The organism is Geobacillus sp. YF-1, assembly GCF_052692335.1.
This window is the reverse complement of record NZ_CP199850.1, coordinates 846,336-866,729: the sequence shown is the minus strand read 5'-3', so window position 1 is coordinate 866,729 and position 20,394 is coordinate 846,336. Positions and strand designations below refer to the sequence as shown.

General features: G+C 52.6%; 32 protein-coding genes and 1 riboswitch. Of the genes, 12 read left to right on the top strand and 20 right to left on the bottom strand.

Annotated elements, in window-relative coordinates:
* The first annotated feature begins 363 nt into the window (after window positions 1-363).
* Window positions 364-633 (top strand): hypothetical protein, encoded by a 270-nt coding sequence (locus ACTVIM_RS04425; protein ID WP_445613775.1) that lies wholly within the window; start codon window positions 364-366, stop codon window positions 631-633.
* A 61-nt stretch (window positions 634-694) separates the two neighbouring features.
* Here the strand turns inward: ACTVIM_RS04425 and metC are convergent, their stop codons facing one another.
* Together metC and ACTVIM_RS04415 are read right to left on the bottom strand one after the other, a co-directional pair.
* Window positions 695-1,873 (bottom strand): cystathionine beta-lyase, encoded by a 1,179-nt coding sequence (gene metC, locus ACTVIM_RS04420; RefSeq protein WP_445613773.1) that lies wholly within the window; start codon window positions 1,871-1,873, stop codon window positions 695-697.
* Window positions 1,874-1,876: 3 nt separating this feature from the next.
* Window positions 1,877-2,980: a methionine biosynthesis PLP-dependent protein gene (locus ACTVIM_RS04415; protein ID WP_445613772.1), complete on the bottom strand. Its 1,104-nt coding sequence runs from the start codon at window positions 2,978-2,980 to the stop codon at window positions 1,877-1,879.
* A gap of 201 nt (window positions 2,981-3,181) precedes the next feature.
* Window positions 3,182-3,292: riboswitch (SAM riboswitch) on the bottom strand.
* Window positions 3,293-3,477: 185 nt separating this feature from the next.
* Between ACTVIM_RS04415 and ACTVIM_RS04410 the strand changes: the two genes are divergently transcribed.
* The 3 genes from ACTVIM_RS04410 to ACTVIM_RS04400 are packed head-to-tail and all read left to right on the top strand — an operon-like array spanning window position 3,478 to window position 5,203.
* A complete protein-coding gene (locus tag ACTVIM_RS04410) occupies window positions 3,478-4,206 on the top strand; it encodes an alpha/beta hydrolase (RefSeq protein ID WP_033018794.1) in 729 nt (242 codons plus the stop codon).
* A 37-nt stretch (window positions 4,207-4,243) separates the two neighbouring features.
* On the top strand, window positions 4,244-4,765 hold the full coding sequence (locus ACTVIM_RS04405) for a YjcG family protein (protein ID WP_033018796.1): 522 nt from the start codon (window positions 4,244-4,246) through the stop codon (window positions 4,763-4,765).
* A 3-nt stretch (window positions 4,766-4,768) separates the two neighbouring features.
* On the top strand, window positions 4,769-5,203 hold the full coding sequence (locus tag ACTVIM_RS04400; protein ID WP_445613771.1) for a GNAT family N-acetyltransferase: 435 nt from the start codon (window positions 4,769-4,771) through the stop codon (window positions 5,201-5,203).
* 40 nt (window positions 5,204-5,243) lie between these two features.
* On the opposite strand, the gene ACTVIM_RS04395 is transcribed toward ACTVIM_RS04400, so the two are convergent.
* From ACTVIM_RS04395 to ACTVIM_RS04385, 3 genes are all read right to left on the bottom strand, one after another.
* Window positions 5,244-5,501 (bottom strand): stage VI sporulation protein F, encoded by a 258-nt coding sequence (locus tag ACTVIM_RS04395; protein ID WP_033018799.1) that lies wholly within the window; start codon window positions 5,499-5,501, stop codon window positions 5,244-5,246.
* A gap of 121 nt (window positions 5,502-5,622) precedes the next feature.
* On the bottom strand, window positions 5,623-5,754 hold the full coding sequence (locus tag ACTVIM_RS04390) for a YjcZ family sporulation protein (protein WP_081897181.1): 132 nt from the start codon (window positions 5,752-5,754) through the stop codon (window positions 5,623-5,625).
* A gap of 77 nt (window positions 5,755-5,831) precedes the next feature.
* Window positions 5,832-6,068, bottom strand: coding sequence for a hypothetical protein (locus ACTVIM_RS04385; protein ID WP_445613769.1), 237 nt, complete (start codon window positions 6,066-6,068; stop codon window positions 5,832-5,834).
* A gap of 49 nt (window positions 6,069-6,117) precedes the next feature.
* Between ACTVIM_RS04385 and ACTVIM_RS04380 the strand changes: the two genes are divergently transcribed.
* Both ACTVIM_RS04380 and ACTVIM_RS04375 read left to right on the top strand, forming a co-directional pair.
* The gene (locus ACTVIM_RS04380) at window positions 6,118-6,336 is read left to right on the top strand and encodes a hypothetical protein (RefSeq protein WP_445613768.1); all 219 of its coding nucleotides are present in this window, start codon (window positions 6,118-6,120) and stop codon (window positions 6,334-6,336) included.
* Between the two features lie 437 nt (window positions 6,337-6,773).
* The gene (locus tag ACTVIM_RS04375) at window positions 6,774-7,094 is read left to right on the top strand and encodes a thioredoxin family protein (RefSeq protein ID WP_033018803.1); all 321 of its coding nucleotides are present in this window, start codon (window positions 6,774-6,776) and stop codon (window positions 7,092-7,094) included.
* A gap of 97 nt (window positions 7,095-7,191) precedes the next feature.
* Here the strand turns inward: ACTVIM_RS04375 and ACTVIM_RS04370 are convergent, their stop codons facing one another.
* From ACTVIM_RS04370 to ACTVIM_RS04315, 12 genes are all read right to left on the bottom strand, one after another.
* The gene (locus tag ACTVIM_RS04370) at window positions 7,192-7,362 is read right to left on the bottom strand and encodes a hypothetical protein (RefSeq protein WP_165570915.1); all 171 of its coding nucleotides are present in this window, start codon (window positions 7,360-7,362) and stop codon (window positions 7,192-7,194) included.
* Between the two features lie 19 nt (window positions 7,363-7,381).
* Complete coding sequence (locus ACTVIM_RS04365) at window positions 7,382-8,242, bottom strand: DUF421 domain-containing protein (RefSeq protein ID WP_033018804.1); 861 nt, start codon at window positions 8,240-8,242, stop codon at window positions 7,382-7,384.
* Window positions 8,243-8,254: 12 nt separating this feature from the next.
* Window positions 8,255-8,461 (bottom strand): DUF1657 domain-containing protein, encoded by a 207-nt coding sequence (locus ACTVIM_RS04360; RefSeq protein ID WP_445613765.1) that lies wholly within the window; start codon window positions 8,459-8,461, stop codon window positions 8,255-8,257.
* Window positions 8,462-8,472: 11 nt separating this feature from the next.
* Window positions 8,473-8,829 (bottom strand): stage V sporulation protein AE, encoded by a 357-nt coding sequence (gene spoVAE / locus ACTVIM_RS04355; RefSeq protein WP_445613764.1) that lies wholly within the window; start codon window positions 8,827-8,829, stop codon window positions 8,473-8,475.
* A 1-nt stretch (window position 8,830) separates the two neighbouring features.
* Window positions 8,831-9,844 (bottom strand): stage V sporulation protein AD, encoded by a 1,014-nt coding sequence (spoVAD, locus tag ACTVIM_RS04350; RefSeq protein ID WP_445613763.1) that lies wholly within the window; start codon window positions 9,842-9,844, stop codon window positions 8,831-8,833.
* On the bottom strand, window positions 9,844-10,323 hold the full coding sequence (gene spoVAC, locus ACTVIM_RS04345; RefSeq protein WP_184321877.1) for a stage V sporulation protein AC: 480 nt from the start codon (window positions 10,321-10,323) through the stop codon (window positions 9,844-9,846). The genes spoVAD and spoVAC overlap by 1 nt, the downstream gene beginning before the upstream one ends.
* A gap of 16 nt (window positions 10,324-10,339) precedes the next feature.
* The gene (locus ACTVIM_RS04340) at window positions 10,340-10,810 is read right to left on the bottom strand and encodes a YhcN/YlaJ family sporulation lipoprotein (RefSeq protein ID WP_445613762.1); all 471 of its coding nucleotides are present in this window, start codon (window positions 10,808-10,810) and stop codon (window positions 10,340-10,342) included.
* Window positions 10,811-10,909: 99 nt separating this feature from the next.
* The gene (locus ACTVIM_RS04335) at window positions 10,910-11,116 is read right to left on the bottom strand and encodes a DUF1657 domain-containing protein (RefSeq protein WP_144973307.1); all 207 of its coding nucleotides are present in this window, start codon (window positions 11,114-11,116) and stop codon (window positions 10,910-10,912) included.
* Window positions 11,117-11,324: 208 nt separating this feature from the next.
* A complete protein-coding gene (locus ACTVIM_RS04330) occupies window positions 11,325-11,528 on the bottom strand; it encodes a hypothetical protein (protein ID WP_033018815.1) in 204 nt (67 codons plus the stop codon).
* Between the two features lie 28 nt (window positions 11,529-11,556).
* Complete coding sequence (locus ACTVIM_RS04325; protein WP_445613761.1) at window positions 11,557-11,778, bottom strand: hypothetical protein; 222 nt, start codon at window positions 11,776-11,778, stop codon at window positions 11,557-11,559.
* Between the two features lie 87 nt (window positions 11,779-11,865).
* Window positions 11,866-11,994 (bottom strand): hypothetical protein, encoded by a 129-nt coding sequence (locus ACTVIM_RS04320; RefSeq protein ID WP_445613760.1) that lies wholly within the window; start codon window positions 11,992-11,994, stop codon window positions 11,866-11,868.
* Between the two features lie 73 nt (window positions 11,995-12,067).
* The gene (locus tag ACTVIM_RS04315) at window positions 12,068-12,352 is read right to left on the bottom strand and encodes a spore coat protein regulator protein YlbO (protein ID WP_445613759.1); all 285 of its coding nucleotides are present in this window, start codon (window positions 12,350-12,352) and stop codon (window positions 12,068-12,070) included.
* A 313-nt stretch (window positions 12,353-12,665) separates the two neighbouring features.
* On the opposite strand from ACTVIM_RS04315, the gene ACTVIM_RS04310 reads away from it, so the two are divergent.
* The 4 genes from ACTVIM_RS04310 to ACTVIM_RS04295 all read left to right on the top strand — a co-directional run bounded on the left by ACTVIM_RS04310 (window position 12,666) and on the right by ACTVIM_RS04295 (window position 15,844).
* Window positions 12,666-13,388: a hypothetical protein gene (locus tag ACTVIM_RS04310; protein WP_445613758.1), complete on the top strand. Its 723-nt coding sequence runs from the start codon at window positions 12,666-12,668 to the stop codon at window positions 13,386-13,388.
* A 360-nt stretch (window positions 13,389-13,748) separates the two neighbouring features.
* Window positions 13,749-14,480, top strand: a complete 732-nt coding sequence (locus tag ACTVIM_RS04305; protein WP_445613756.1) for a hypothetical protein — start codon at window positions 13,749-13,751, stop codon at window positions 14,478-14,480.
* Window positions 14,481-14,980: 500 nt separating this feature from the next.
* Window positions 14,981-15,247, top strand: coding sequence for a hypothetical protein (locus ACTVIM_RS04300; RefSeq protein WP_144973299.1), 267 nt, complete (start codon window positions 14,981-14,983; stop codon window positions 15,245-15,247).
* A 144-nt stretch (window positions 15,248-15,391) separates the two neighbouring features.
* Window positions 15,392-15,844: a spore coat protein gene (locus tag ACTVIM_RS04295; protein ID WP_445614303.1), complete on the top strand. Its 453-nt coding sequence runs from the start codon at window positions 15,392-15,394 to the stop codon at window positions 15,842-15,844.
* A 60-nt stretch (window positions 15,845-15,904) separates the two neighbouring features.
* Here ACTVIM_RS04295 and ACTVIM_RS04290 read toward each other — a convergent pair whose 3' ends face one another.
* From ACTVIM_RS04290 to fabI, 3 genes are all read right to left on the bottom strand, one after another.
* Window positions 15,905-16,255, bottom strand: coding sequence for a DUF1360 domain-containing protein (locus tag ACTVIM_RS04290; RefSeq protein ID WP_235207587.1), 351 nt, complete (start codon window positions 16,253-16,255; stop codon window positions 15,905-15,907).
* 12 nt (window positions 16,256-16,267) lie between these two features.
* Window positions 16,268-16,675 carry a CotO family spore coat protein gene (locus ACTVIM_RS04285; RefSeq protein WP_445613755.1) on the bottom strand — a complete coding sequence of 136 codons (408 nt, stop codon included), beginning with the start codon at window positions 16,673-16,675 and terminating at the stop codon, window positions 16,268-16,270.
* Between the two features lie 109 nt (window positions 16,676-16,784).
* Window positions 16,785-17,561 carry an enoyl-ACP reductase FabI gene (gene fabI / locus ACTVIM_RS04280; RefSeq protein WP_445613753.1) on the bottom strand — a complete coding sequence of 259 codons (777 nt, stop codon included), beginning with the start codon at window positions 17,559-17,561 and terminating at the stop codon, window positions 16,785-16,787.
* A 542-nt stretch (window positions 17,562-18,103) separates the two neighbouring features.
* Between fabI and ACTVIM_RS04275 the strand changes: the two genes are divergently transcribed.
* The gene (locus tag ACTVIM_RS04275) at window positions 18,104-19,279 is read left to right on the top strand and encodes an FtsW/RodA/SpoVE family cell cycle protein (protein ID WP_445613752.1); all 1,176 of its coding nucleotides are present in this window, start codon (window positions 18,104-18,106) and stop codon (window positions 19,277-19,279) included.
* Between the two features lie 368 nt (window positions 19,280-19,647).
* Entirely contained in the window at window positions 19,648-20,385 is a 738-nt protein-coding gene (gene prpE / locus ACTVIM_RS04270; RefSeq protein ID WP_445613751.1) for a bis(5'-nucleosyl)-tetraphosphatase PrpE, read from the top strand.
* Window positions 20,386-20,394: the final 9 nt, after the last annotated feature.

Genomic DNA, 20,394 nt, shown 5'->3' with positions numbered 1-20,394 from the left:
CATGTTATTTCTCAATTAGAAAAACCTTGTTACATCGGTCCTGCTTTTCGCTCATTCTCCCATTGATGAAAGGAATCAGCGGTTTTTCACCGCCCTTCTAAAAGGTTGGTGAAAACCCGCTGTTTGCCTTAATCGGCGATGGAACGCGTGAACATAGAGGCTGATGCAGCAAGTTTTTTCTACTTGAGAAACGATCCGAAGAAGCGGTTGCGCGAGTAAATCTCCGGCCTCCTAAACAAACAATCGGTGGTGGAACGGTTCAAGCAAGAGCGGGGGCAACGGCGCTGGATGGTTTCGTATTGCCCAGTGGCGCGGCGGCGCTATTCTTCGGCGAAGGCTGCCGTTTTGACGGGAGGCGCGGGGATGGTGTGCTGTTTACGGCCGAGCGAAGGCGCTCCATGGCGGTTTCGTGCTGAGGGGGAATGGGCGTCAACCGCTGCGCTGTACGCAGTGGTTCCCCCTCCGTTTTGCGATGACAACGTTGAACGATTGGAGCGCCCTCGGCATCGGCCGGCGGAAAAACGGCGGCACGGCGACAGACGGGGCTTTGGTTCACCGTCTTTTCACGCTTTGTGTGATGACCATGTTCACCACTTCCGGGCGCGGCCGGCGTTGGCACTGGCGCAGGGATAGATTTGCGTGATGACCATTTCATCACTTCCCCCACGACAACGGAGCTTTCGTTCGCCGCCTTTTAGCGCGCCGAAATCGACGGCCGTTCTTTCACAAACGACAGCGCCTGCTCAACATCGGCGATCAGATCGTTGACATCCTCAAGTCCGACGCTCAGCCGCAGCAAGCCGTCGGTAATGCCGCGCCGCAGCCGCTCTTCCTTCGGCATGGCGGCGTGCGACATTTTCGCCGGGTGCGACAAAATCGATTCGACCGCCCCAAGGCTGACGGCGAACACCGGCAGGCGGACGTGGCGGACGAACGTCCGGGCCGCTTCTTCATCGGCCAAGCGGAACGACAGCACAGCGCCAAACCCCGCCGCTTGGCTGCGTTGAATGTCATGGCCCGGATGGTTCGCCAATCCCGGATAATATACCTCTTCTACTTTCGGATGGCGGAGCAAATACTCGGCGATGGCCATGGCCGATGCGGACGACTGTTTCAGGCGAACGTGAAGCGTTTTTAGCCCCCGAAGCACAAGCCACGCGTCTTGGACGCCGAGGACGGCGCCAAAGGCGTTTTGCCATTTGTACAGCTGTTTGCCAAGCTCCTCGTCTTTCACGACCGCCAGTCCGGCGACGACGTCGCTATGGCCGGCTAAAAACTTCGTCGCGCTGTGGAGGACAACGTCGACACCGAGATCCAACGGCCGCTGCAGCGCCGGGGTCATGAACGTATTATCCAAAAACGTCAAACAGCCGTGCGCTTTCGCCAGCTCGACGACAGCGCGAATGTCGGTCACTTTTAACAGCGGGTTGGACGGCGTTTCCATATAAATGACTTTCGTGTTCGGCCGGATGTTTTCCGCCACCGCCTTGAGATCGGTCATATCGACGAACGTATAGTCAATGCCAAACCGGCTCAGCACTTCGGTGACGATCCGGTACGTGCCGCCGTAGACGTCTTCGGTTACGAGCACATGGTCGCCTTTGGACAGGAGCAACAACGCCGTGGAGATGGCGGCCATGCCCGAGGCGAACGCGAACCCGCGCACACCGCCTTCTAAGGCGGCGATCGTCTCCTCAAGCGCCTCGCGCGTCGGGTTGCCGGAGCGGCTGTAGTCGTATTTTCCGAATGAGTCGAAATCGAACTGATGGAACGTGGAGGCGTGCTGGATCGGCACGCTCACCGCCCCGGTTGCGCGGTCGACTTTCCATTCGTTATGGAGCAGTTTTGTCGAAAACGACCATTCCCGTTCCATCGCTCACACCTCTTTCATGTTTTTGAACGCTTGCGCCAAGTCGGTGATTAAATCATCGGCGTGCTCAATGCCGACCGAGAAGCGGAGCAGCCGGTTGCAGACGCCGTTTCGGATGCGGATGTCTTCCGGAATGTCCGCGTGCGTCTGTGTCGCCGGATACGTGATAAAGCTTTCAACCCCGCCTAGGCTTTCCGCGAACGTAATAAGGCGCAAGCTTTTTAAAAATCCGTTCACCCACTTTTCATCGGCAATCCGGAACGACAGCATCCCACCTCTTCCTGGATATAAGACGTCGGTCACATCTTCATGTTCGCGCAAAAAGGCGCTGATGCGCTTGGCGTTTTCTTCATGCTGGCGCATCCTTAGCGCCAACGTTTTCATCCCGCGGATCAGCAGCCAAGAGTCAAACGGGGACAAGACGGCGCCGATGGCGTTATGGTACTCGGCCAAGCGTTGACAAAGCGCTTCTCCCTTGGCGACGACCAAGCCGGCCAACACATCGTTATGGCCGCCTAAATATTTCGTGGCGCTGTGGAGGACGATATCGGCTCCTTGTTCAATCGGGCGCTGGAGCACCGGAGTGTAAAACGTGTTATCCACGATCAACAATAGCCCGTGCCGTTGGGCAAGCTGGGCGACCGCGGAAATATCGGTCTCGTGCATCAGTGGGTTTGTCGGCGTTTCCAAGAAAATCGCCTTCGTTTTTTCGCTGATACACGCTTCCACCGCATTGAGATCGGTAAAATCGACATAATGGAACCGAAGACCGTACTTGCGCCAGCCGCGCTCAAACAAACGGTACGTGCCGCCGTAAAGGTCGGCCGATACGAGAAACTCATCTCCGCTCTCAAACAAGGCGAGCACCGTCTGAATGGCGGCCATGCCGGAGCTGAACGCATAGCCTTGATCGCCGCCTTCCAGCTTCGCGATCGCCTCCTCAACAATTTTGCGCGTTGGATTGCCGGTGCGGATGTAGTCAAACCCGGTCGATTCCCCGATGCCGGCATGGCGGTAGGCGGTCGAAAAATAGACGGGCGGGTTGACCGTTCCTGTCACGGTTTCGCTCCGGTTTCCGATTTGCGCTAACAACGTCTCCAGTTTCTCCATCTCATCTCTCTCCTTCTGTAAAAAAATTCCTCTTGCCCAACGACCGGCGGCCGCAGCGCCCAAACACTTCGCTGCTTGTCTCGACAGCCGAGCGCTTCGCTGCCGCCCCGACTCACAGGTCGGCAAAACGGCCGCCGAAACAAAGGAAAATAAAAAAAGTCTTCCAAGAAGAAGACTTTTCCATACACATGGTCATGCTTCTTCTTATCTGCCGAATTGAATGCTCAATTCGCTGGATTTAGCACCTGGCCGCCGGGCGGCTGGTTGCTGAAGCTTCATTGGGCCAGTTCCCTCCGCTTCTCTCGATAAGAACAGGATGGGTATTCAATTTTGTTGCAATTTTATTTATTAAGAAATGTAACGCATTCCAGCGGTTTTTGCAAGTCTTTTTTTCGCTGCGCATCACTCGGCAAATTCACAAAAAATTCGAGCCCTTGATTAACATTTTTTGTACAAATATGTTACAATAACAGATGAACTTGCGCTTTCACTGGAGGATGGTCATGACAGCAGGAACGATGCGCGATTACGCGCTATATAGCGGGGAGCTTCAGGAGAAAATCGAACTGCTCGTCTATTTGCCAAGCAATTTTTCCCCGCTTTACAAATATTCTTTATTAATCGCTCAAGATGGCAAAGATTACTTTATGTACGGAAAAATGAAAACGGCTGTCGAAACGTTAATGGCCAACGGCACGATTGACCGCACGATCGTCGTCGGTATTCCGTATCGGAATGTAAACGACCGCTATGAAAAGTATCATCCATCGGGAACGAAGCACGGAGCGTATCTCCGCTTTCTAGCCCATGAACTCGTGCCGTTTTTGGACCGCGAACTGCCGACGTATCAAATGGGCAAAGGCCGGGCGCTCATCGGTGATTCGCTCGGCGGGACCGTATCGTTGACCGCCGGACTGTTGTATCCGCATACATTCGGAAAAATCGCCATGCAGTCCCCCTACATCGATGATTCGCTCTTGGCGCTCATTCGCTCATTCCGCGATCCGTCGCTGCTCGCCATTTACCATTCCGTCGGCTCGGAAGAAACGGCTGTAAAAACGACAGACGGACAAGTGCGCGACTTTGTGACCCCGAATCGAAAGGCGCGAGATTTGTTGGTCGAAAAAGGGTTTGCCTATACGTACCATGAGTTTGCCGGCGGCCATGCGTGGACGCATTGGCAGCCCGATGTGCCTCGGGCGCTATCGACGATTTTGACGCTGTAGCCGTCCAACGATAACCATCTCAAGGAGGGGAATTGAAATGAAATACGGCATTGTCATCTTTCCGTCCAAACGAATCCAAGATTTCGCCAACTCCTACCGGAAGCGGTATGACAGCCATTACGCCCTCATCCCGCCGCACATTACATTGAAATATCCGTTTGAGGCGGACGAGGAGAAGTTGAAGGCGATGGCAAAGGAGCTGCATCGCATCGCAGCGAAAACGCCTCCAATTCCGATCAAAGTGACGAAATTCAGCTCGTTTTACCCGACCAGCAACGTCATTTATTTGAAAGTGGAGCCAAACGACGTGCTTGAACGCCTTCATGAGCAGCTGCACAGCGGCTTGTTTTCCGGGCAGCCGGAGTTTGTGTTCGTGCCGCACATTACGATCGGCCGGGACTTGCCGAGTGGCGAATATGCGGATGTATACAGCCAGCTGAAGCTGCAAGACGTCCATTTTGAGGAAACGGTCGATCGCTTCCATCTCCTTTATCAGCTGGACAACGGGTCGTGGACCGTCTACGAGACGTTTATCGTCGGAGGAAAGGAAACGGTGTAGCCGATGAACATCGCCATTGGAACGAGCAAAGACCGGCCCCTTTATGAAGACGCGTTGCGCGTCCGCCGCCTTGTCTTCATCGAGGAACAGCACGTGCCGGAGGAAGAAGAAATCGATCAGTTTGAAGATGACGCCTTTCATCTCGTTTTATATGATGGTGACATCCCGGTCGGTGCCGGACGTCTTCGTTTCATCGACGAAGGGGTCGGCAAAATCGAACGCATTTGCGTCTTGCCTTCCTACCGAGGGCGGGGAGCTGGCCGCATGGTCATGGAAGCCATCGAGCAGCTGGCGACATCAAAAGGGGCGAAAAAAGTGAAGCTAAACGCCCAGACGCACGCGGAACCGTTTTACCAAAAGCTCGGCTATACAACCGTGTCCGATGTATTTCTAGATGCCGGCATTCCGCACGTCGCCATGGTCAAGCCGCTCGAATAGCGAACGAAAGGGAGCTTGCACGCGCAGAGCTCCCTTTCGCTTATTTTTTGTTATTCAACATATTGGCAATCGTATTCAAATCGATTTGCTTGCCGTTATGGACGATCGTTTTCACAATTTGATCTTCAAGTTCCTTTGGCACTTTCCGATTGGCGATTTGCGCCACCCGTTTCACGACTTGACGAACCGTTTTTTCATCGCTGAAGTTGGCGTTTTGCAGCGAGTTGGCGAGCTCAAAAATCTCTTTCATGTTGACGCCTGTTTTCTTTTCGATGTTTTTGAAAAACTGCTGATCCATAGTTCCTCCCCCTTCTTCCTGCTATATCGTATGACAACGCTCCTTCGGCGTGCACGTGACCGAAAGAAAATACGAGCCGCTCCGTGGCGCCGAAACGGCCCGTATCGACTGCGCGCGTCTGTTAAGCGACAAATGCAGCGCCGACAATGATCAGCAAGATGAACAACACAACAATCAACACAAAGCCACCGCCATAGCCAAAACCGCCATAGCCGTAGCCGTAATACGGAAAGCCGTAACCGCAGAAGCCCATTCGGATGCACCTCCTTCTCCGTTTACTGTATCGTATTCATGAGCGCGCGCCAGCGTATGGGCGCAACCGCCATTTTGTCAGCCAAATCGGCGGAACAGCTCGGCAAATTCCCGCTCCTTCTTAGTAAACCATCGCTCAATGTAGCCCAAGTTGCCTTGCACCTTTTGGAGAAACCCGTTGTTCAGCTTTTCGATTTCTTGCAGCTGTTTGGTAAAATCGCTCCCCCATTGTTCAAACAGGCGGATGAACGTTTCATGTCCTTCTTTGCGCGAGGCGACCCAGCCTTCCAACGCTTTTTCCAGTTCTTTGCTCACGATGTCTCCCCCCTTTTCTTTCTGTTGTATGCCAAATAGGGGGGAAGTGGTGAAGGCGTTGCGGTTCTTTTTTGGCCGTTTTTTATCGTTTTCCGACAGCAGCCCCCATTTCAATTTTGTGCAGGGCAGAAGGGAGTCTGGATTTTGTAACACCTATCATATGTTTCTCCTACTTCATTTTTGTGCAGGGCAGTGGGAAATGAATGTCGGTTGGCGATGGCCAAAACGCCTGTTTGTATGGTATCCTATTCCTGTCGATGTTCTTTGAAAACTCGATATATGGGGCTGTGACAGGAAAGGCTCTGTCATGGAAAATATCCAAGCATCCATTCGTCTACCACGCCCACCGAAGTTGCGAAAACCAAGCGAAAATAGGGGCGTGGCAAGTCCGATGTAAAAGTTTGCCATACGTGCAGGAGGCTTACGCCATTGGTACTGCCAGCCGTCGGGGCGACGGGGATAGGCTGCTCAATCATTGAGGGATGCCTTGAAGCGCGGTGATTGAAGAAAACAAGCCGCTTACCAGCCTCGTTTCTCAAATCGAAAAGCCCTGTCGCAGCGAAAATCGGCTTGCAAACGCTCCCCTATTGTCCAAGAGAAACAACCGTTTTTCACCCGCCTTCTTGGCGTTCGCAGGAATCTCCTCAAATTTTGTCAAGTAAGGTGGAGTAGTTCAAAACAGTGGCAGAAAGAGGAGGAAAACCGATGAAACGCATTGAAACGCTGGAACAATTCGAGGCGGCCATTTCCGGCAGCCAACCAACGGTGATCAAATTTTATACGACGTGGTGTCCGGACTGTGTGCGCTTGAACATGTTCATCGATGAGATCATTCGCGAGTACGGGCAATACGATTGGCTGGAGATCGACCGCGATCAATTCCCCGAGCTTGGCGAAAAATATCAAGTGCTCGGCATTCCAAGCCTGCTTGTCTTCCGAAACGGGGAAAAAATCGCCCATTTGCACAGCGCGAATGCCAAAACACCGGAAGACGTGCGCGCCTTTTTGCAGTCGTTGCCGGCGTAAAACGGCGCTGGCGTTTAGCCAGAAACGAGGGTGTCCCGCTCCGTTTGGGACACCCTCTTTACCCGTCGCCACCCCTAACAATGTCATTTATTAGCCGTTAGTATTCGATTTCATCGTAGTCTTTTGGCTGCCGTGTTAGCTGCGGATTGTCAAACATAAACGAAATCGAAATCTCTTCGTCGGTCGTCCGCGTCCGTTCAGAGCGGCCGTCCGTTTTCAGCTGAATCCGGATTTCCTCGTCTGTAGTTTTTGTCCGTTTCTTTTCCATACTCGGATCCTCCTTGACATTAGTTTCGCAATAGTGGTCCGACTTTTTCGATGAGCTCGGTCATTTTCGCCGCATGGGCTTCATACAGCGCCTTTGCTTCTTCCGAATTCGTCTGCAGCGCGTATAGCTCGAAGTCGGCCTGCACTTTTTTCATTGCAGCCAGAAGCAGCTTTTTCTCCTGCGGCTCGGCCACTTGAATTTTGTCATCGTACAAATCAATCGTCAGCTGCCCGTACGAATCGACTTGGGCGAGAAAGACGTTTTCGACCGCTACTCCTTGCTTATCAAGCTGTTCTTTCAGCCAGCCGCGGCCGAGTCCCATCGTCGCGAGCGGCTCATCCAAAATCATGCCGTCCATAATGACGGTTTGCGGCTCTTTTTCCCGCGGCGGGTTTGGAAACACATCGCCGACGGTGAGCGGTTGCTTTTCCCGTTTCAGCAGCACGTTTAAATCCCCGTTCGGCTCCAGCACCGCAAACTCAACATCGGCGACACGGAACACATCCTTCTTGCGCAGCTGCTCGAGCAGCTCATCCACCGTGTACTTTTCCCGCTTTAAGTTTTCTTCTAAAATTTTGCCGTTTTTGATGAAAACCGTCGAATTTCCTTCGACGAAATCGCGGAATTTTTTATTGCGCAAAGAGATGCGGGCGATCAGAACCGGAAACAATGACCAAATTAAAATGCTTGTGATTCCTTCTTGGAGGGAAATGTCCAAATCGGAAGACATCGTTCCAGCGATATCTCCAACCGTAATGCCGACAATGTACTCAAAAAAAGACAGTTTGGACAATTGTTTTTTGCCGAGAATGCGGGTGATCACAAACAATCCGATTAAAATGCAGACGGAACGAATAGCCACTTCCAACCAGATAGGCATCGATCATGCTCCTTACTTTCCATGGTATTGCGGCTCTTCGAATTCGAGCCGGCCGACCCGGCCTTTCAGTTCGGCGATGATCTGTTCGGCCGTGAGCATCGCTTCATGAAACGTTCGCTGTGCCGTTTCATCTTGGGAGGTGAGCGCCAGCTGTTGCAGGCCGGCATGAATGGCTTTTAAGCTCGCCAACGTTTGTTTCACTTGCGAAGCAACGGTCATGAACGTCCCTCCTATCCTTTCGGGCGGAACAAGAGCGCTCCGATGAATCCAAAGACGATCGCGGCGGAAATGCCGGCGCTCGTCACTTCAAACATGCCGGTCAACACGCCGACAATGCCGTGTTTTTCCGCCTCTTGCATCGCCCCGTGGACGAGCGCGTTTCCAAAGCTTGTAATCGGAATCGTCGCCCCGGCGCCGGCAAAATCGATAAGCGGCTCGTACAAACCAAATCCATCCAAAATCGCTCCAGTGACAACGAGAATCGTCAGCGTATGGGCAGGGGTGAGCTTAAACACATCCATTAAAAGTTGACCAATGACGCAAATCAACCCGCCGACGACAAACGCCCAAAAAAACATCGCCAGCACGCTACGCCTCACCTCCATACTCGATCGCCACCGCATGGGCGATGCACGGAATCGTTTCGTTTTGCTGGAACGATAGCGGCGACAATAACGCGCCGGTCGCTACGGCCAAAATGCGCTTCAACTCGCCGCGCCGCATGCGGTTGAGCAAATGGCCGTAAACGACCACAGCCGAGCAAGCCGCCCCGCTCGCCCCGGACAGCACCGGCTGTCCATCGCGGTAAATAAGGAGCCCGCAATCTTGGTAACGTTCCTCGTCGATCTCGATGCCGTGCTGACGCAACAAATCTAAGGAAACTTGACGCCCGATTCTCCCTAAGTCGCCAGTGACAATCAAGTCATAGTGAGAGGCATCGATTTGCATATCGCGAAAATGCGCTTCAATCGTATCGACCGCCGCCGGCGCCATCGCACCGCCCATATTAAACGGATCGGCTATTCCCATATCGACGACCCGGCCGATCGTCGCTGCTGTCACACGCGGCCCGTCCCCTTTTGGGCTGACGATGGCGACCCCAGCGCCAGTGACGGTCCACTGCGCCGTCGGCGGCTTTTGCCCGCCGTACTCTGTCGGATAGCGGAACTGTTTTTCGACGGCGGTGTTATGGCTCGATGCCCCGGTCAATATATAGTCTGCCCCGCCGTAGTTTGTAATAAAAGCGCTGAGCGCCAGCCCTTCCATTGACGTAGAGCAGGCGCCAAAAACGCCGAGATACGGTGCGCCGAGCGTCCGGGCAGCGAAGCTGGTCGGCGTCATTTGATTAATTAAGTCGCCGGCAATGAAAAACTGCACCTGTTCCTTCTGCAAACCGGCCTTTTCCAGCGCTTGAAACGCCGCTTCCTCAAGCAAAACGCGGTGCGCTTTCTCATACGACTCTTCGCCAAGCCATAAATCTTCGTGAAGAAGATCGAAATCGGCGGCGAGGCGACCGTTCGCCTCAAACGGCCCCCCGACGACTGCCGTAGCAATGATGGCCGGTTTGTTGGTAAACACCCACGTGCGATGCCCTTTCAGCATTACAATCCCCCCCACTGTATAGCAATCGTTTTGATGAGGGCGATGACAAATGCTGCAAACGTGCCGAACAAAATGACTGAGCCGGCGAGCTTGAACATGTTGGAGCCCACGCCGAGCACGAATCCTTCCGTCCGGTGTTCAATCGCCGCAGAAATGACGGCGTTGCCAAACCCCGTCACCGGTACCGCGCTCCCCGCTCCGGCAAACTGGGCGATGCGGTCATAAACGCCAAGCCCGGTTAAAATCATGGACAAAAAAACCATGGTCGCCACCGTCGGGTTCCCTGCCGTCTGCTCGGTGAAGTCAAAGAAATACATATAAAAATAAGAGATCGCCTGTCCGATCGCACAAATGGTCCCACCGACGAGAAAGGCGCAGGCGCAGTTGCGAACGATCGGGCGCTTTGTTTCCCGTTCTTTTTCGAATAAGTGGTACTCTTGCTGAACCGGAGTTAATTTTTTCCGCTTTTCATTCGCCATACCGACACCTCTTCTCTTATGTCTGCTCTTTGCTTAGCTTTTCGATGCGCCCGATTTCGCGCTGGAGATCGCGTTCATTCCAACGCTTTTTCTCCATCTTCGTTTTGAGGTCTTTCGTTTTCCAAAAAATTTTCAAATCACTCGAAGAGACGACCTCATACCCGGGAAACATGGCGCGCAATCGTTCGGCAATCTCTTTTTCAATTTCCTTCCGCTTCCATCGTTTCAGATGAGGAATTTGATAAGCGACGAGCAGCCGCTCTCCGCTGTTGACCGCCACCACCTCACGGACGTCATCGCGCCGGCGCAACGAAGCGACCGCCCGCTCCGCCGGCCCTTGATCCAACACAGCCCCTTTTGCCGTCCCGGACGTTTGGGCGCGCATCCAATCCGCCCCTTGCAGCGACTGTTTTTGCTCTGTCTCCTCTTTTGCGCAACCGCTAGCGGCGAGCCAAACAGCCACCGCTGCCAACCACCATCGTTTCATCGCTACTCACCCATTCGTTTTATGTACGTTCATCTAGAGGGGCGGAACGGTTGCCATAGCTTCAACCGTTCCACCGAAAAACAGCTCCTTTGGCGAAAGTTATTGCTGTTTATATTGTGGCTCTTCGTTTTGAATTTCTTGCACGCGCGAGTTCACTAAATCAATGACCGCTTGTGTTTGTTGAGCGGCTTGTTGATAAAGCTGTTTCGCGGTTTGGTTTTCCGTTTGCAGGGCAAACGTTTCAAAGCTCGCTTGAGCCGCTTTTAATCCAGCCAATGTTTGTTTCACTTGTGTCGCAACCGTCATGATGAATGCCCTCCTTTAGCGGTGAAAATTGACGCTGACAGTGATTAGAATGAGGTTTCGCCGCCAAATTATAATTGTCAGTTGTTGTAAAACCATTGGTCTTTTCACATAACAACCGGAAAAAGATAAAAGCAAGTGGAGAGAAACGAAAGGTTTTTCTCCACTTGCTTCCTTGTTAGGGACTGATCGGACAGCCCCCTCTTGCTGTTTATGACTTGGGGTCGACTTTGTCGGAATAGCCGCGGCCAAGCGATGGGTTGTTTAAAATGCCGGCCATCACGAAAATGCTCAACAAGGCGTGGTACAGCTGCTCATATTTGCCGAGATCGATATCCACACCGAACGTTTCGAGCGCCAAGACGACAAACGACCCGATTCCTAGCCAGAGTCCGTAATTTTTAAAACGTTCCACCGCTTCTGTCCCCCATTTTCCTTATCGCTTAAATCCACGAGAACGGTCTCCGTTCCCCTTCGTCCCGGCCGTGTTCGCCTTCATCGTGCCTTTCCTCTTCCCGCACGTCCTCCATGGCTTCGACCGCGTCTGCCCGATGCGGGAACAACCATGGGTCACGGATGCGCCCACGCGGCACAATGATGACGTCATCGGCGTGAATGATCAGCTTATCCACATGAATGACCTTCCCTTTTTTCCGATCCGACATCCCCATCCCCCCTTCCTTTCGCCTAGTGGCATTGTTAGACTATGCACGGAAAGGCTCTGGAGTATGGGCATCTCTCACGGATCGGCCTCATTTCTTTACCATCGGCGGCCGGCCGCAGCCGCAGCCCCGCGGGCGCCGTACCGGCTGAGTGGTCGAGGAAAGCGCCCATGTCGTCGGTTTGGGCGAAACGAGGTTCGTTCGAACAGGCTTCATCATGGCTTTCATCCCCCCATCTGGCAAAAATGTAAGGCTATTTTTAGTGTATGGCCGTATAGGCCAAGGGTGCCGTTTATTTTTCTTTGTCTTGCCCGCGGCGGGATGACATCGCTTTTTCTTGCCTTAACGTGCGGAAAAACCAGCTGTCCGGCCGCTCCTCTTCCGGGCTGCCGTCCTTTTCCGGCTCGAGCAGCTGCTCCAACCGGCGGCGCAGCTCTTCATTTTCCTTTGTCAATTGTTTCACTTGTTCATAACGTTGTTCGCTTTGATGAGCCAACTCGCGCAAAACGATATTTTCCGCTTCCACTTCTTTCAACCGGCGCCACAACTCCATCCATTTTTTCTCACCTTTCTCCATGCCCGGTTTTCCTCCCTTTCCCTTCTTTTTCCTTGTTTGACATGGATGTGGCTCATCACCATAACGTGTACTTGACAGACGGTGCACTTCTCTGAACAGGTATAAGCAAAACATGATTGGTTTCCTGTTCTTTCATGGATGCATAAGTAAGATGTGTGATGGAAAAATCAAGTACAACTTTTGGTGAAGAGCCATAGATGTTGGCAAAATCCGCTTTTGTCCCAACACACTTACCTAGAGGGTTCATAGTATACAGTAGCCCCACCCAATCAAAGGAACGGGGAAAAACGATCGAAGGATAGGAGGATGCCAAATGGGTCATTACCATCATCGTCACGACAAAGAACGGCTGTGTATTCGAACTCGCAAAGTCTATGACTGGGTCACTCGACAAATTGACGTTCCGTTGCGGAGCTTCAACGGCCCGGAACTGGAGGACATCTTTCCAACGAGCAAATGCCCGCGTCAAGGGCTGCTATGCGACTGCATCGCCGAGCGGGGGCTTGATCCGTCCGAATTAACGATTCGTTGCTTCCTTTCTGACGCTCAAGGAAATCGGATTGACCCGGTCGTTGACCAAGATGCGCTCATTTTCCAAGAAATTGTTCAGCCCCAAGGGCGCCAGCCGGTCAACATCACACTGCCATCCGGCGACACCGTCACATTGCAAAAGGTCAAAGCTCTCATCAAAGGCCATGTCGTCGTCCAAATTGTGAGCGGAAACGGCGTTGTCGTTTGCGAGTCGAACCCGATCCCGTTTGCGACAGCGCAAACGTTCATCCTTTGCGCTCCTGAAGGCACAGAGCTGGTCGGACACATTTCCTTCTTCGAATGCGACTCCAGCCTCGTCTGCACCGACAACTTCTCGCAGCTTGACGTCTCCATCACGCTTTGCTTAGAAGTGCAAATGGAAGCAGACGTCAAAATCGAAGTCGAAGCCCGGCTGTGCCAACCGCGCGAAGAGCTGGCGGAAGCGACCCTTTGCCCGACAGCCAAGTTCCCGCCGCAATGCCCGGAAGTCTTCCCCGCTCGTTAATGAACGGCTTTTCTGCCCCAGCGAGCCTTTCTCGCTTGGCTGGCAGAAAAGCTTTTTTTCTGCCTCATGGATTCGGAAGCTTGAACGGATCGCTTTCGATAAACTCTCCGGCAAAAAAGCTTTTTCTGCCTCACGGATGCCATACATGTTTCGCTGCCTTTTTACATATGCATGGTAACAACCTGCGTCTCTAGGAGTCCGGTGATTTCGTGTAAACTGCTGCTGATCGGTCCCGTTTCTCAATTAGAGAAACTTTGCACAATCAGCTTTCTTTTTGAAATAAAAATGCCTCCAATTGATGTGCGGCAGCGATTTTTTCACCGGCCTTCTAGCAAAGCGAACGATAAGGAGGGCAAACAAATGGCTCATCACCGTTCGGATCGAGAACTTCAGCTGCAGCAAAAACTCATTCATTATCGTTCCGAATTGATTCAGTGGGAACAACGCTGGACCGAGCTGCAACAACAGCTAGAAAAAGAACGGCTTCGCACCGAGTATTGGCGACAAAAAGCAAAAGAATGGAAAACTTCCGTCTTGAACGAGTATGAACAAACTATCGCTGTTCTCCAACAAGAGCTGTTGCGCTGTCAAGTCGCACTCGAGGAACAAGCGCACCAGCCTGCTTCTTTCACGACCGATGAACTGCGTCTCCATGCCTTTTTTCGCTTTTCCGTCATGCTCCCTTCGCATCTGGAAGAGCCGATTTGGATCATCGGCGATCTCATCATGGACAACATCGGGACGGCAGCTGCAGATATCGCCTCGATTTGCCTTACCGTCACTCCTAAGCAAGCTGGCTCCTTAAGCGGAAAAATCGCTTCTTCTTCGCTGAGTGATCCAGACCAGCAGCCGGGATGGGTTTTCGTTCATTCCGATTGGCAACGTCTCGTTCGTGAAAAGGGAGAATATTGGATTCGCCCTGCCGCCCATCGTTCCCTCGCGCCACGGGAATCGCTTATATTTCCTTCGTTTCAAATTCGCGTGAACCATCCGCTGTCTGCACCGCTCCGTGTAGCAGCCACCGTGTATTGCGCGCAATCGGAACAAGGGATCGAAGCCGTCAATCCGCTGATCATTCAGCCGCTCTCCTAAAGGGACGGTGATGGAAGGAAACAGGCTGCTTACCAGCCTCGTTTCTCAAATCGAAAAGCCCTGTGGCATGAAGATCGCCTTTCGCACGCTCCCCCATTGCTCAAAAGAAATAACCGTGTTTGGCCAGCCTTCTAGGCCGACAAGCTCTGGCCAAGAGGCAAAACTCCATATTTGTCCCTTTCCTTTCCGCCTCGCTGTTCATACAGTAGTAATGCCAAGATCTCTAAAAGGCTGGTGATGGAAGGGAACAGGCCGCTTTCTCGCCTCGTTTCGCAAATAGAAAAAACCTGTAGCACGGGTACACACGTTCCCTGGCGGTCAAGGGAAACAGCCGTGTTTCACCAGCCTTCTCAGCTCCGGTGATGGAACATCTGCGACCCAAGCCGCTTCTCCGTTCAATCCCCTGTACGGCGGATTCGGCGTGCGATCATCGCGCGAACGCGGCTGATTTTCACCGGTGGCCAAGAAAGCATCTTCGCCAAGAAAGGAGGGAGCTGGAAATGACGGAACCGTCCTTCTCACCCGATCTTCCCCAACGGCAGCTGCTGCAACTGTTGGTCGAAAAGACATTGAAAAAACATGGCGTCACAGCGAAACAAGTGCAGCTGACAGCAGAAGAAAAAGAACAAATTCGGCAAATGGTCCAGCAATTGCAGGCCCAAGTGCAACAGTACTTGGAAAGCTTAGAACAGCGCGTCACAGAACATGATGTCGATCCGAACACCCATACTCCAACAAAGAAGCAAGGGAAAAAGACGAAAAAGTAACGACGGCATCATGGAATCAAAAACGGGCCATTCCCCTTGTCTATTGGCCTACACACCGAATGCCACAAACCGTATGATATACTACAACGACTAAAGGAGGGACTGGATATGAGCCAAGTGATGTATAACCGCGCCTATCCATTGATGGAGACAGCCGCTCACGAACCGCGGCGCTGGTGCGCCACCGATCCCACGATGACCCACCCGGTTTTCAATTGTGAGGACGCGACGACTGGAGCAGACGCCGAACAAAAGGCAGCGGAATACCAATTGTCAGAAGAATGGATTTACATTAAAGATTCTTGCGAAGTGAAAGTATCCACTACCGATACGAAAGCCGCTGTCAACTTGCAAGTAGCGCTGCAGCTGGCCATCATCGTGTTGCTGCAAATCTCGATTGCTGACAGCGAAGTAGCGGAAGAAGTCGCCGCTGAACTGCTGCAAGCTGTGAAAGTCAAACAAGTGTCGCGCCAAAAAACGGTCATTGAAAATTCCCGCAATGTCACTGTTGAAACGACAGACACCCAGGCCGCGATCAATATCCAAATTATGCTGCAGCTGCTGTTGGCGTTGCTTGTCTTCGTCGACATTTTATAAAAGAAAACGGGCGTCCCGGCAACGCAATGGGACGCCTGTTTGACACCTTCCGTAACTTTTTTAGCTTTGCCTCCTTTGTTCCCACTGATCCATTCCCCATTGCACCAGTCCCGCCAATGCCGCAACGGCCAAGATGGAACATACGGGCTGAAACAACGCTGGCCACCATACATACCCTAGCCATAAAAAGCCGGCGCTCCAAATGCCTGTGCACCAATAGCAGGACAACAGCTCCCCGACAAATCGCCGGACCGGCTCCTTTCTCACATACCACACGATCTCTTTCGCCCCATCGGGCCCCACTTCCTCTGCCGCTTCGTAAAAAGGACGCCGCAACGGAGCGGTGATCTGATCATAAACGAGAAGGCGGGTGAGACGGAAAGCGGCGAACACGAGGAGAAACATATCCATCAAAGGCACTCGTTACGGCTCCCCTTTCCGTGTCCACCCAATCAAAATGACTTGCCGCACGTCATCGGCGTTCAGTTGACGCTCCCCTTCATTCGTGGCGATTTTTACCCGTCCTTCCTCCCATTCGGTGACAATTCCTTCGAGCGGTTGGGTCGATTTCGTTTCCAAAAGACATTTCACCGGCGGCAAGTGGCTAGGCAAGGAAGCCAAAAACGCCAATTGCTCCGGAACGGTCATTTGCGAAAACGATGGTTTCCATTCCGGTTCGAATGGCTGTTGTTCCTCTTCTTTCTCCACAAGAACGGACTCCCTTCCACGTCGAACAAAGGATTGCTGCATCGAAGCGATTGGAGGACGAAGCTTCGGCTGCACGATGTAAAGCAAAGGCTCGGTCTCCATCAGTTTTTTCTTTCGGCTCAATGGCTCTCCCCCTTTCTCTCTGCTTGCCTTATATATGTATGCACGGGCTGGGCAAAATTGCTTAATCCCAACAGAAAAGCCGCCCCTCGCTTCGGGACGGCTGCCGTAATTAATATCCTAAAATGTGATACCCTGAATCAACGTGGATAATTTCCCCGGTGATGCCGCGCGACAAGTCGCTGAACAAAAACAGCGCCGCATCGCCGACTTCCTCTTGGGTCGTCGTCCGGCGGAGCGGGGCGCGCTCCTCGATCTGTTTTAAAATCGAGTTGAAATCGCTCACCCCTTTGGCCGACAGCGTGCGAATCGGACCGGCAGAGATGGCGTTGACGCGGATGCCGTATTTGCCTAAATCGTTCGCCAAATATTTGACGCTCGCATCGAGCGCCGCTTTCGCCACGCCCATGATGTTGTAGTTTTGCACGACGCGTTCGCCGCCTAAATACGTGAGGGTGACGATGCTGCCGCCTTCCGTCATCAGCTCTTTCGCCTCGCGCGCCACCGCGGTGAGCGAATAGGCGCTGATGTTATGGGCGAGCAAAAAGCCATCGCGGCTGACGTTCATATATTCGCCGTTCAAATCGTCTTTATTGGCATAGGCGATGCAATGAGCGAGACCATGGATGACGCCGACTTGCTCTTTGATTTGCGCAAAGCAGCGGACAATGTCGTCATCGCTTGTCACGTCGCAAGGCAATAAAAGCGAGCGTTCATCTTCCAATGTGTCCACGAGCGCCCGCACTTCTTTTTCAAACCGCTCCCCGGCGTAGGTGAACACAAGCCGAGCTCCGGCCGCATGAAGGGAACGGGCGATTCCCCAAGCAATGCTCCGTTTGTTCGCCACCCCCATGACGACGTACGTGCGCCCTTCCAATGATAAAACCATTCGTCCATCCTCCCAATTATCATTTATTCTTAGCACCAGGTGTTAATTCTATTATAGGGGATGCCGGCGGTAATGTAAATGAGTGTTGCGTTTTCCGTTCTTTCTGAATGACGGCGGTTTTTCCCACTTTGCAAAACCGAGCGGATTCGCTAATATGGTATATGGTACCTGCCTTCCTACGCCCCTGCTTCCTGTTGAGGCGAAGCGTGGGAGGCTCGTGAAAAAACACTGATTCCCTTCATCCAAGCGGAACCGACATGTGAGGGTAGATCGGGCGACAGGTGACAAAACCTGATTCCCTTCATCAATGGGAGAACGCATGAAAAGCAAGACCGATGCAACAAGGTTTTTCTCGTGAAGATGACATAGCAAAGCCGTATCTAGGATGAAATCACCGGCCCCGCAGATCGGCAACGGGAAGCGGGCATCTTCAAACCCTTTTACGCTTCCCTCTTCCGTCTCTCGCTAGACGATCACCATGCCCGTTTTTTGAGAGGGGAGAGTTTTCTAGCAAATTTTGCTCATATGGAGAGGATCGTTCCATGGATCATGACCGTTTATCCCGTTCGAAACTTGATTACCATTTGTTGTTTCTTTTGTTCTTACTGGCCATTGTCAGCGCCATCGCCATTCATAGCGCTGAACCGATGCTGCCCGAAAAGCTGCAAAACGTCAATTTCGCTTCGAAACAGCTGCAGTGGTACGCCATTGGCGCCGTGGTGATCGCTTTGACGATGATTATCGATTACGACCGATTGTTTCAAATCGCTTGGTATTTATATGGCTTCGGGATGTTGCTGCTGCTTGGCTTGGAGTTGAACGTTCCCGGATCGGTGACCATCAAGGGGGCAACAAGTTGGTACAGATTACCAGGGGGAAACTTTCAGCCATCCGAGCTGATGAAAATTTTTATGATCATCGTCCTTGGCCGCATCATTGTCAACCATCGGGAAAAATATCCCGAACCGACGATCAAGGATGACTTCAAGTTGCTTGGCAAAATCGCCGCCGCGGTTTTGCCGCCGCTCTTTTTGCTTGCCAAACAGCCGGACATGGGGATGTCGATGGTGTTTCTCGCCATTACTAGCACGTTGGTGCTCGTCTCCGGCATCCGCTGGCGCATCATTTTCGGCATCGTCTTCTCCGGTGTGGCGGTGGTAGCGTCTGTCGTATTCATTTACTTCTATTTCCCTGATTTTTTCCATCGCTATATTATTGAGGAAGACTATCAGCTCAACCGCTTTTACGGTTGGCTTGCGCCTTATGAGTACTCGACCGACCAAGGATTTCAGCTCATTCGCTCGCTGATGGCGATCGGATCAGGAGAACTGTATGGAAAAGGGCTTGGCAACTTGCAAGTATATTTGCCGGAAGCGCATACCGATTTTATTTTCGGCGTCATCGCTGAACAATTCGGGTTTGTCGGCTCAAGCATTGTCATCTCGCTCTTTTTCCTGCTTATCTATCGATTTGTTCATATTGCGCTTGAAAGCAACGATTTGTACGGCAGCTATTTATGCGCCGGTGTAGCGGGCATGATTACGTTTCAAGTATTTCAAAACATCGGAATGACGATCGGGCTTTTGCCGATCACCGGGCTGCCGCTCCCGTTTATCAGCTATGGGGGAAGCTCGCTGGCGACTTATATGCTGGCGATCGGCCTCGTCTTAAACGTCCATTCGCGAACCAAAAAATTTATGTTCGCAAGCGAGGAATAACCGCTTGCCGCCGCTCGGCAGGCGGTTTTGTTTTATCCAAAGTCCGTCTGAAAGGCCGGTGAAAAACGACTGCCACGAGCAAATCCGTGACATTTCGCCAAAAAAGAAGGCTGATTTCGTCGGTCTTTTCTAACTGAGCAATCGATCGAATCGCAGGATTTTGTCCGAAATCACCGCCCCTCTGAACTTAGCCGCGGTTTCGGCCAATCCAGCTCCTAGGTGACCGGTGATGATGCGACAGGGCTTTTCTATTTGAAAAACGAGCTGAATAAGCGGCTTGCACCCTTCAATCCCCCGTCCGAGGATTTCCGGCGGCAACGGATATACTAGTTTTATCTCGATCATCCATCGAAAGGGGGCCTTCCCATATGATGCTGGACATCATCGGTGACATTCATGGCTGTTTTCGTGAATTCGCCGCGCTCATCGAACAACTCGGCTACCGATGGGAGGAGGGAGTGCCGGTTCATCCCGGCGGACGAAAACTAGGGTTTGTCGGCGATATAACCGACCGCGGGCCGGAGTCGCTGAAAATGATCGAGGTCGTTTCAGCGCTTGTGGAACGAAACCTTGCGTATTATGTGCCGGGCAATCATTGCAACAAGCTGTACCGCTTTTTTCTGGGCCGAAACGTGCAAATCACCCACGGTTTAGAAACAACGGTCGCCGAATACCGCGCCTTGCCGCCAAGCGAACAAGAGAGAATTCGCCGCACGTTCATCCGCTTATATGAAGGGGCGCCGCTTTATGCCGTGCTTGACGAAGGGCGGCTTGTCATCGCCCATGCCGGCATTCGCCATGATCATATCGGCCGGTTGGACAAAAAAGTGAAAACGTTTGTCCTTTACGGGGACATCACCGGCGAGACGAACGATGACAGAACACCGGTGCGCCGCGACTGGGCCAAGCGATACCGCGGCGATGCCTGGGTCGTTTATGGACACACGCCCGTTCCGGTCCCGCGCTTTGTCGGTCGAACGGTCAACATCGATACCGGCTGCGTATTCGGCGGCGCGTTGACCGCGCTTCGCTATCCGGAAATGAATACCGTCTCTGTGCCGTCATCCATGCCGTACGTGCCGGAGAAATTCCGGGTGTTCTCGTAACAGCCCCCG

What these genes read in the sequence shown, in the direction of transcription:
- ACTVIM_RS04425 (WP_445613775.1), top strand. Translation starts at nt 364, where the DNA reads ATGGTGTGCTGTTTACGGCCGAGCGAAGGCGCTCCATGGCGGTTTCGT.
- metC (WP_445613773.1), bottom strand. Translation starts at nt 1,873, where the DNA reads ATGGAACGGGAATGGTCGTTTTCGACAAAACTGCTCCATAACGAATGG.
- ACTVIM_RS04415 (WP_445613772.1), bottom strand. Translation starts at nt 2,980, where the DNA reads ATGGAGAAACTGGAGACGTTGTTAGCGCAAATCGGAAACCGGAGCGAA.
- ACTVIM_RS04410 (WP_033018794.1), top strand. Translation starts at nt 3,478, where the DNA reads ATGGTCATGACAGCAGGAACGATGCGCGATTACGCGCTATATAGCGGG.
- ACTVIM_RS04405 (WP_033018796.1), top strand. Translation starts at nt 4,244, where the DNA reads ATGAAATACGGCATTGTCATCTTTCCGTCCAAACGAATCCAAGATTTC.
- ACTVIM_RS04400 (WP_445613771.1), top strand. Translation starts at nt 4,769, where the DNA reads ATGAACATCGCCATTGGAACGAGCAAAGACCGGCCCCTTTATGAAGAC.
- ACTVIM_RS04395 (WP_033018799.1), bottom strand. Translation starts at nt 5,501, where the DNA reads ATGGATCAGCAGTTTTTCAAAAACATCGAAAAGAAAACAGGCGTCAAC.
- ACTVIM_RS04390 (WP_081897181.1), bottom strand. Translation starts at nt 5,754, where the DNA reads ATGGGCTTCTGCGGTTACGGCTTTCCGTATTACGGCTACGGCTATGGC.
- ACTVIM_RS04375 (WP_033018803.1), top strand. Translation starts at nt 6,774, where the DNA reads ATGAAACGCATTGAAACGCTGGAACAATTCGAGGCGGCCATTTCCGGC.
- ACTVIM_RS04370 (WP_165570915.1), bottom strand. Translation starts at nt 7,362, where the DNA reads ATGGAAAAGAAACGGACAAAAACTACAGACGAGGAAATCCGGATTCAG.
- ACTVIM_RS04365 (WP_033018804.1), bottom strand. Translation starts at nt 8,242, where the DNA reads ATGCCTATCTGGTTGGAAGTGGCTATTCGTTCCGTCTGCATTTTAATC.
- ACTVIM_RS04360 (WP_445613765.1), bottom strand. Translation starts at nt 8,461, where the DNA reads ATGACCGTTGCTTCGCAAGTGAAACAAACGTTGGCGAGCTTAAAAGCC.
- spoVAD (WP_445613763.1), bottom strand. Translation starts at nt 9,844, where the DNA reads ATGCTGAAAGGGCATCGCACGTGGGTGTTTACCAACAAACCGGCCATC.
- spoVAC (WP_184321877.1), bottom strand. Translation starts at nt 10,323, where the DNA reads ATGGCGAATGAAAAGCGGAAAAAATTAACTCCGGTTCAGCAAGAGTAC.
- ACTVIM_RS04340 (WP_445613762.1), bottom strand. Translation starts at nt 10,810, where the DNA reads ATGAAACGATGGTGGTTGGCAGCGGTGGCTGTTTGGCTCGCCGCTAGC.
- ACTVIM_RS04335 (WP_144973307.1), bottom strand. Translation starts at nt 11,116, where the DNA reads ATGACGGTTGCGACACAAGTGAAACAAACATTGGCTGGATTAAAAGCG.
- ACTVIM_RS04325 (WP_445613761.1), bottom strand. Translation starts at nt 11,778, where the DNA reads ATGTCGGATCGGAAAAAAGGGAAGGTCATTCATGTGGATAAGCTGATC.
- ACTVIM_RS04320 (WP_445613760.1), bottom strand. Translation starts at nt 11,994, where the DNA reads ATGATGAAGCCTGTTCGAACGAACCTCGTTTCGCCCAAACCGACGACA.
- ACTVIM_RS04315 (WP_445613759.1), bottom strand. Translation starts at nt 12,352, where the DNA reads ATGGAGAAAGGTGAGAAAAAATGGATGGAGTTGTGGCGCCGGTTGAAA.
- ACTVIM_RS04310 (WP_445613758.1), top strand. Translation starts at nt 12,666, where the DNA reads ATGGGTCATTACCATCATCGTCACGACAAAGAACGGCTGTGTATTCGA.
- ACTVIM_RS04305 (WP_445613756.1), top strand. Translation starts at nt 13,749, where the DNA reads ATGGCTCATCACCGTTCGGATCGAGAACTTCAGCTGCAGCAAAAACTC.
- ACTVIM_RS04300 (WP_144973299.1), top strand. Translation starts at nt 14,981, where the DNA reads ATGACGGAACCGTCCTTCTCACCCGATCTTCCCCAACGGCAGCTGCTG.
- ACTVIM_RS04295 (WP_445614303.1), top strand. Translation starts at nt 15,392, where the DNA reads ATGGAGACAGCCGCTCACGAACCGCGGCGCTGGTGCGCCACCGATCCC.
- ACTVIM_RS04290 (WP_235207587.1), bottom strand. Translation starts at nt 16,255, where the DNA reads ATGGATATGTTTCTCCTCGTGTTCGCCGCTTTCCGTCTCACCCGCCTT.
- fabI (WP_445613753.1), bottom strand. Translation starts at nt 17,561, where the DNA reads ATGGTTTTATCATTGGAAGGGCGCACGTACGTCGTCATGGGGGTGGCG.
- ACTVIM_RS04275 (WP_445613752.1), top strand. Translation starts at nt 18,104, where the DNA reads ATGGATCATGACCGTTTATCCCGTTCGAAACTTGATTACCATTTGTTG.
- prpE (WP_445613751.1), top strand. Translation starts at nt 19,648, where the DNA reads ATGATGCTGGACATCATCGGTGACATTCATGGCTGTTTTCGTGAATTC.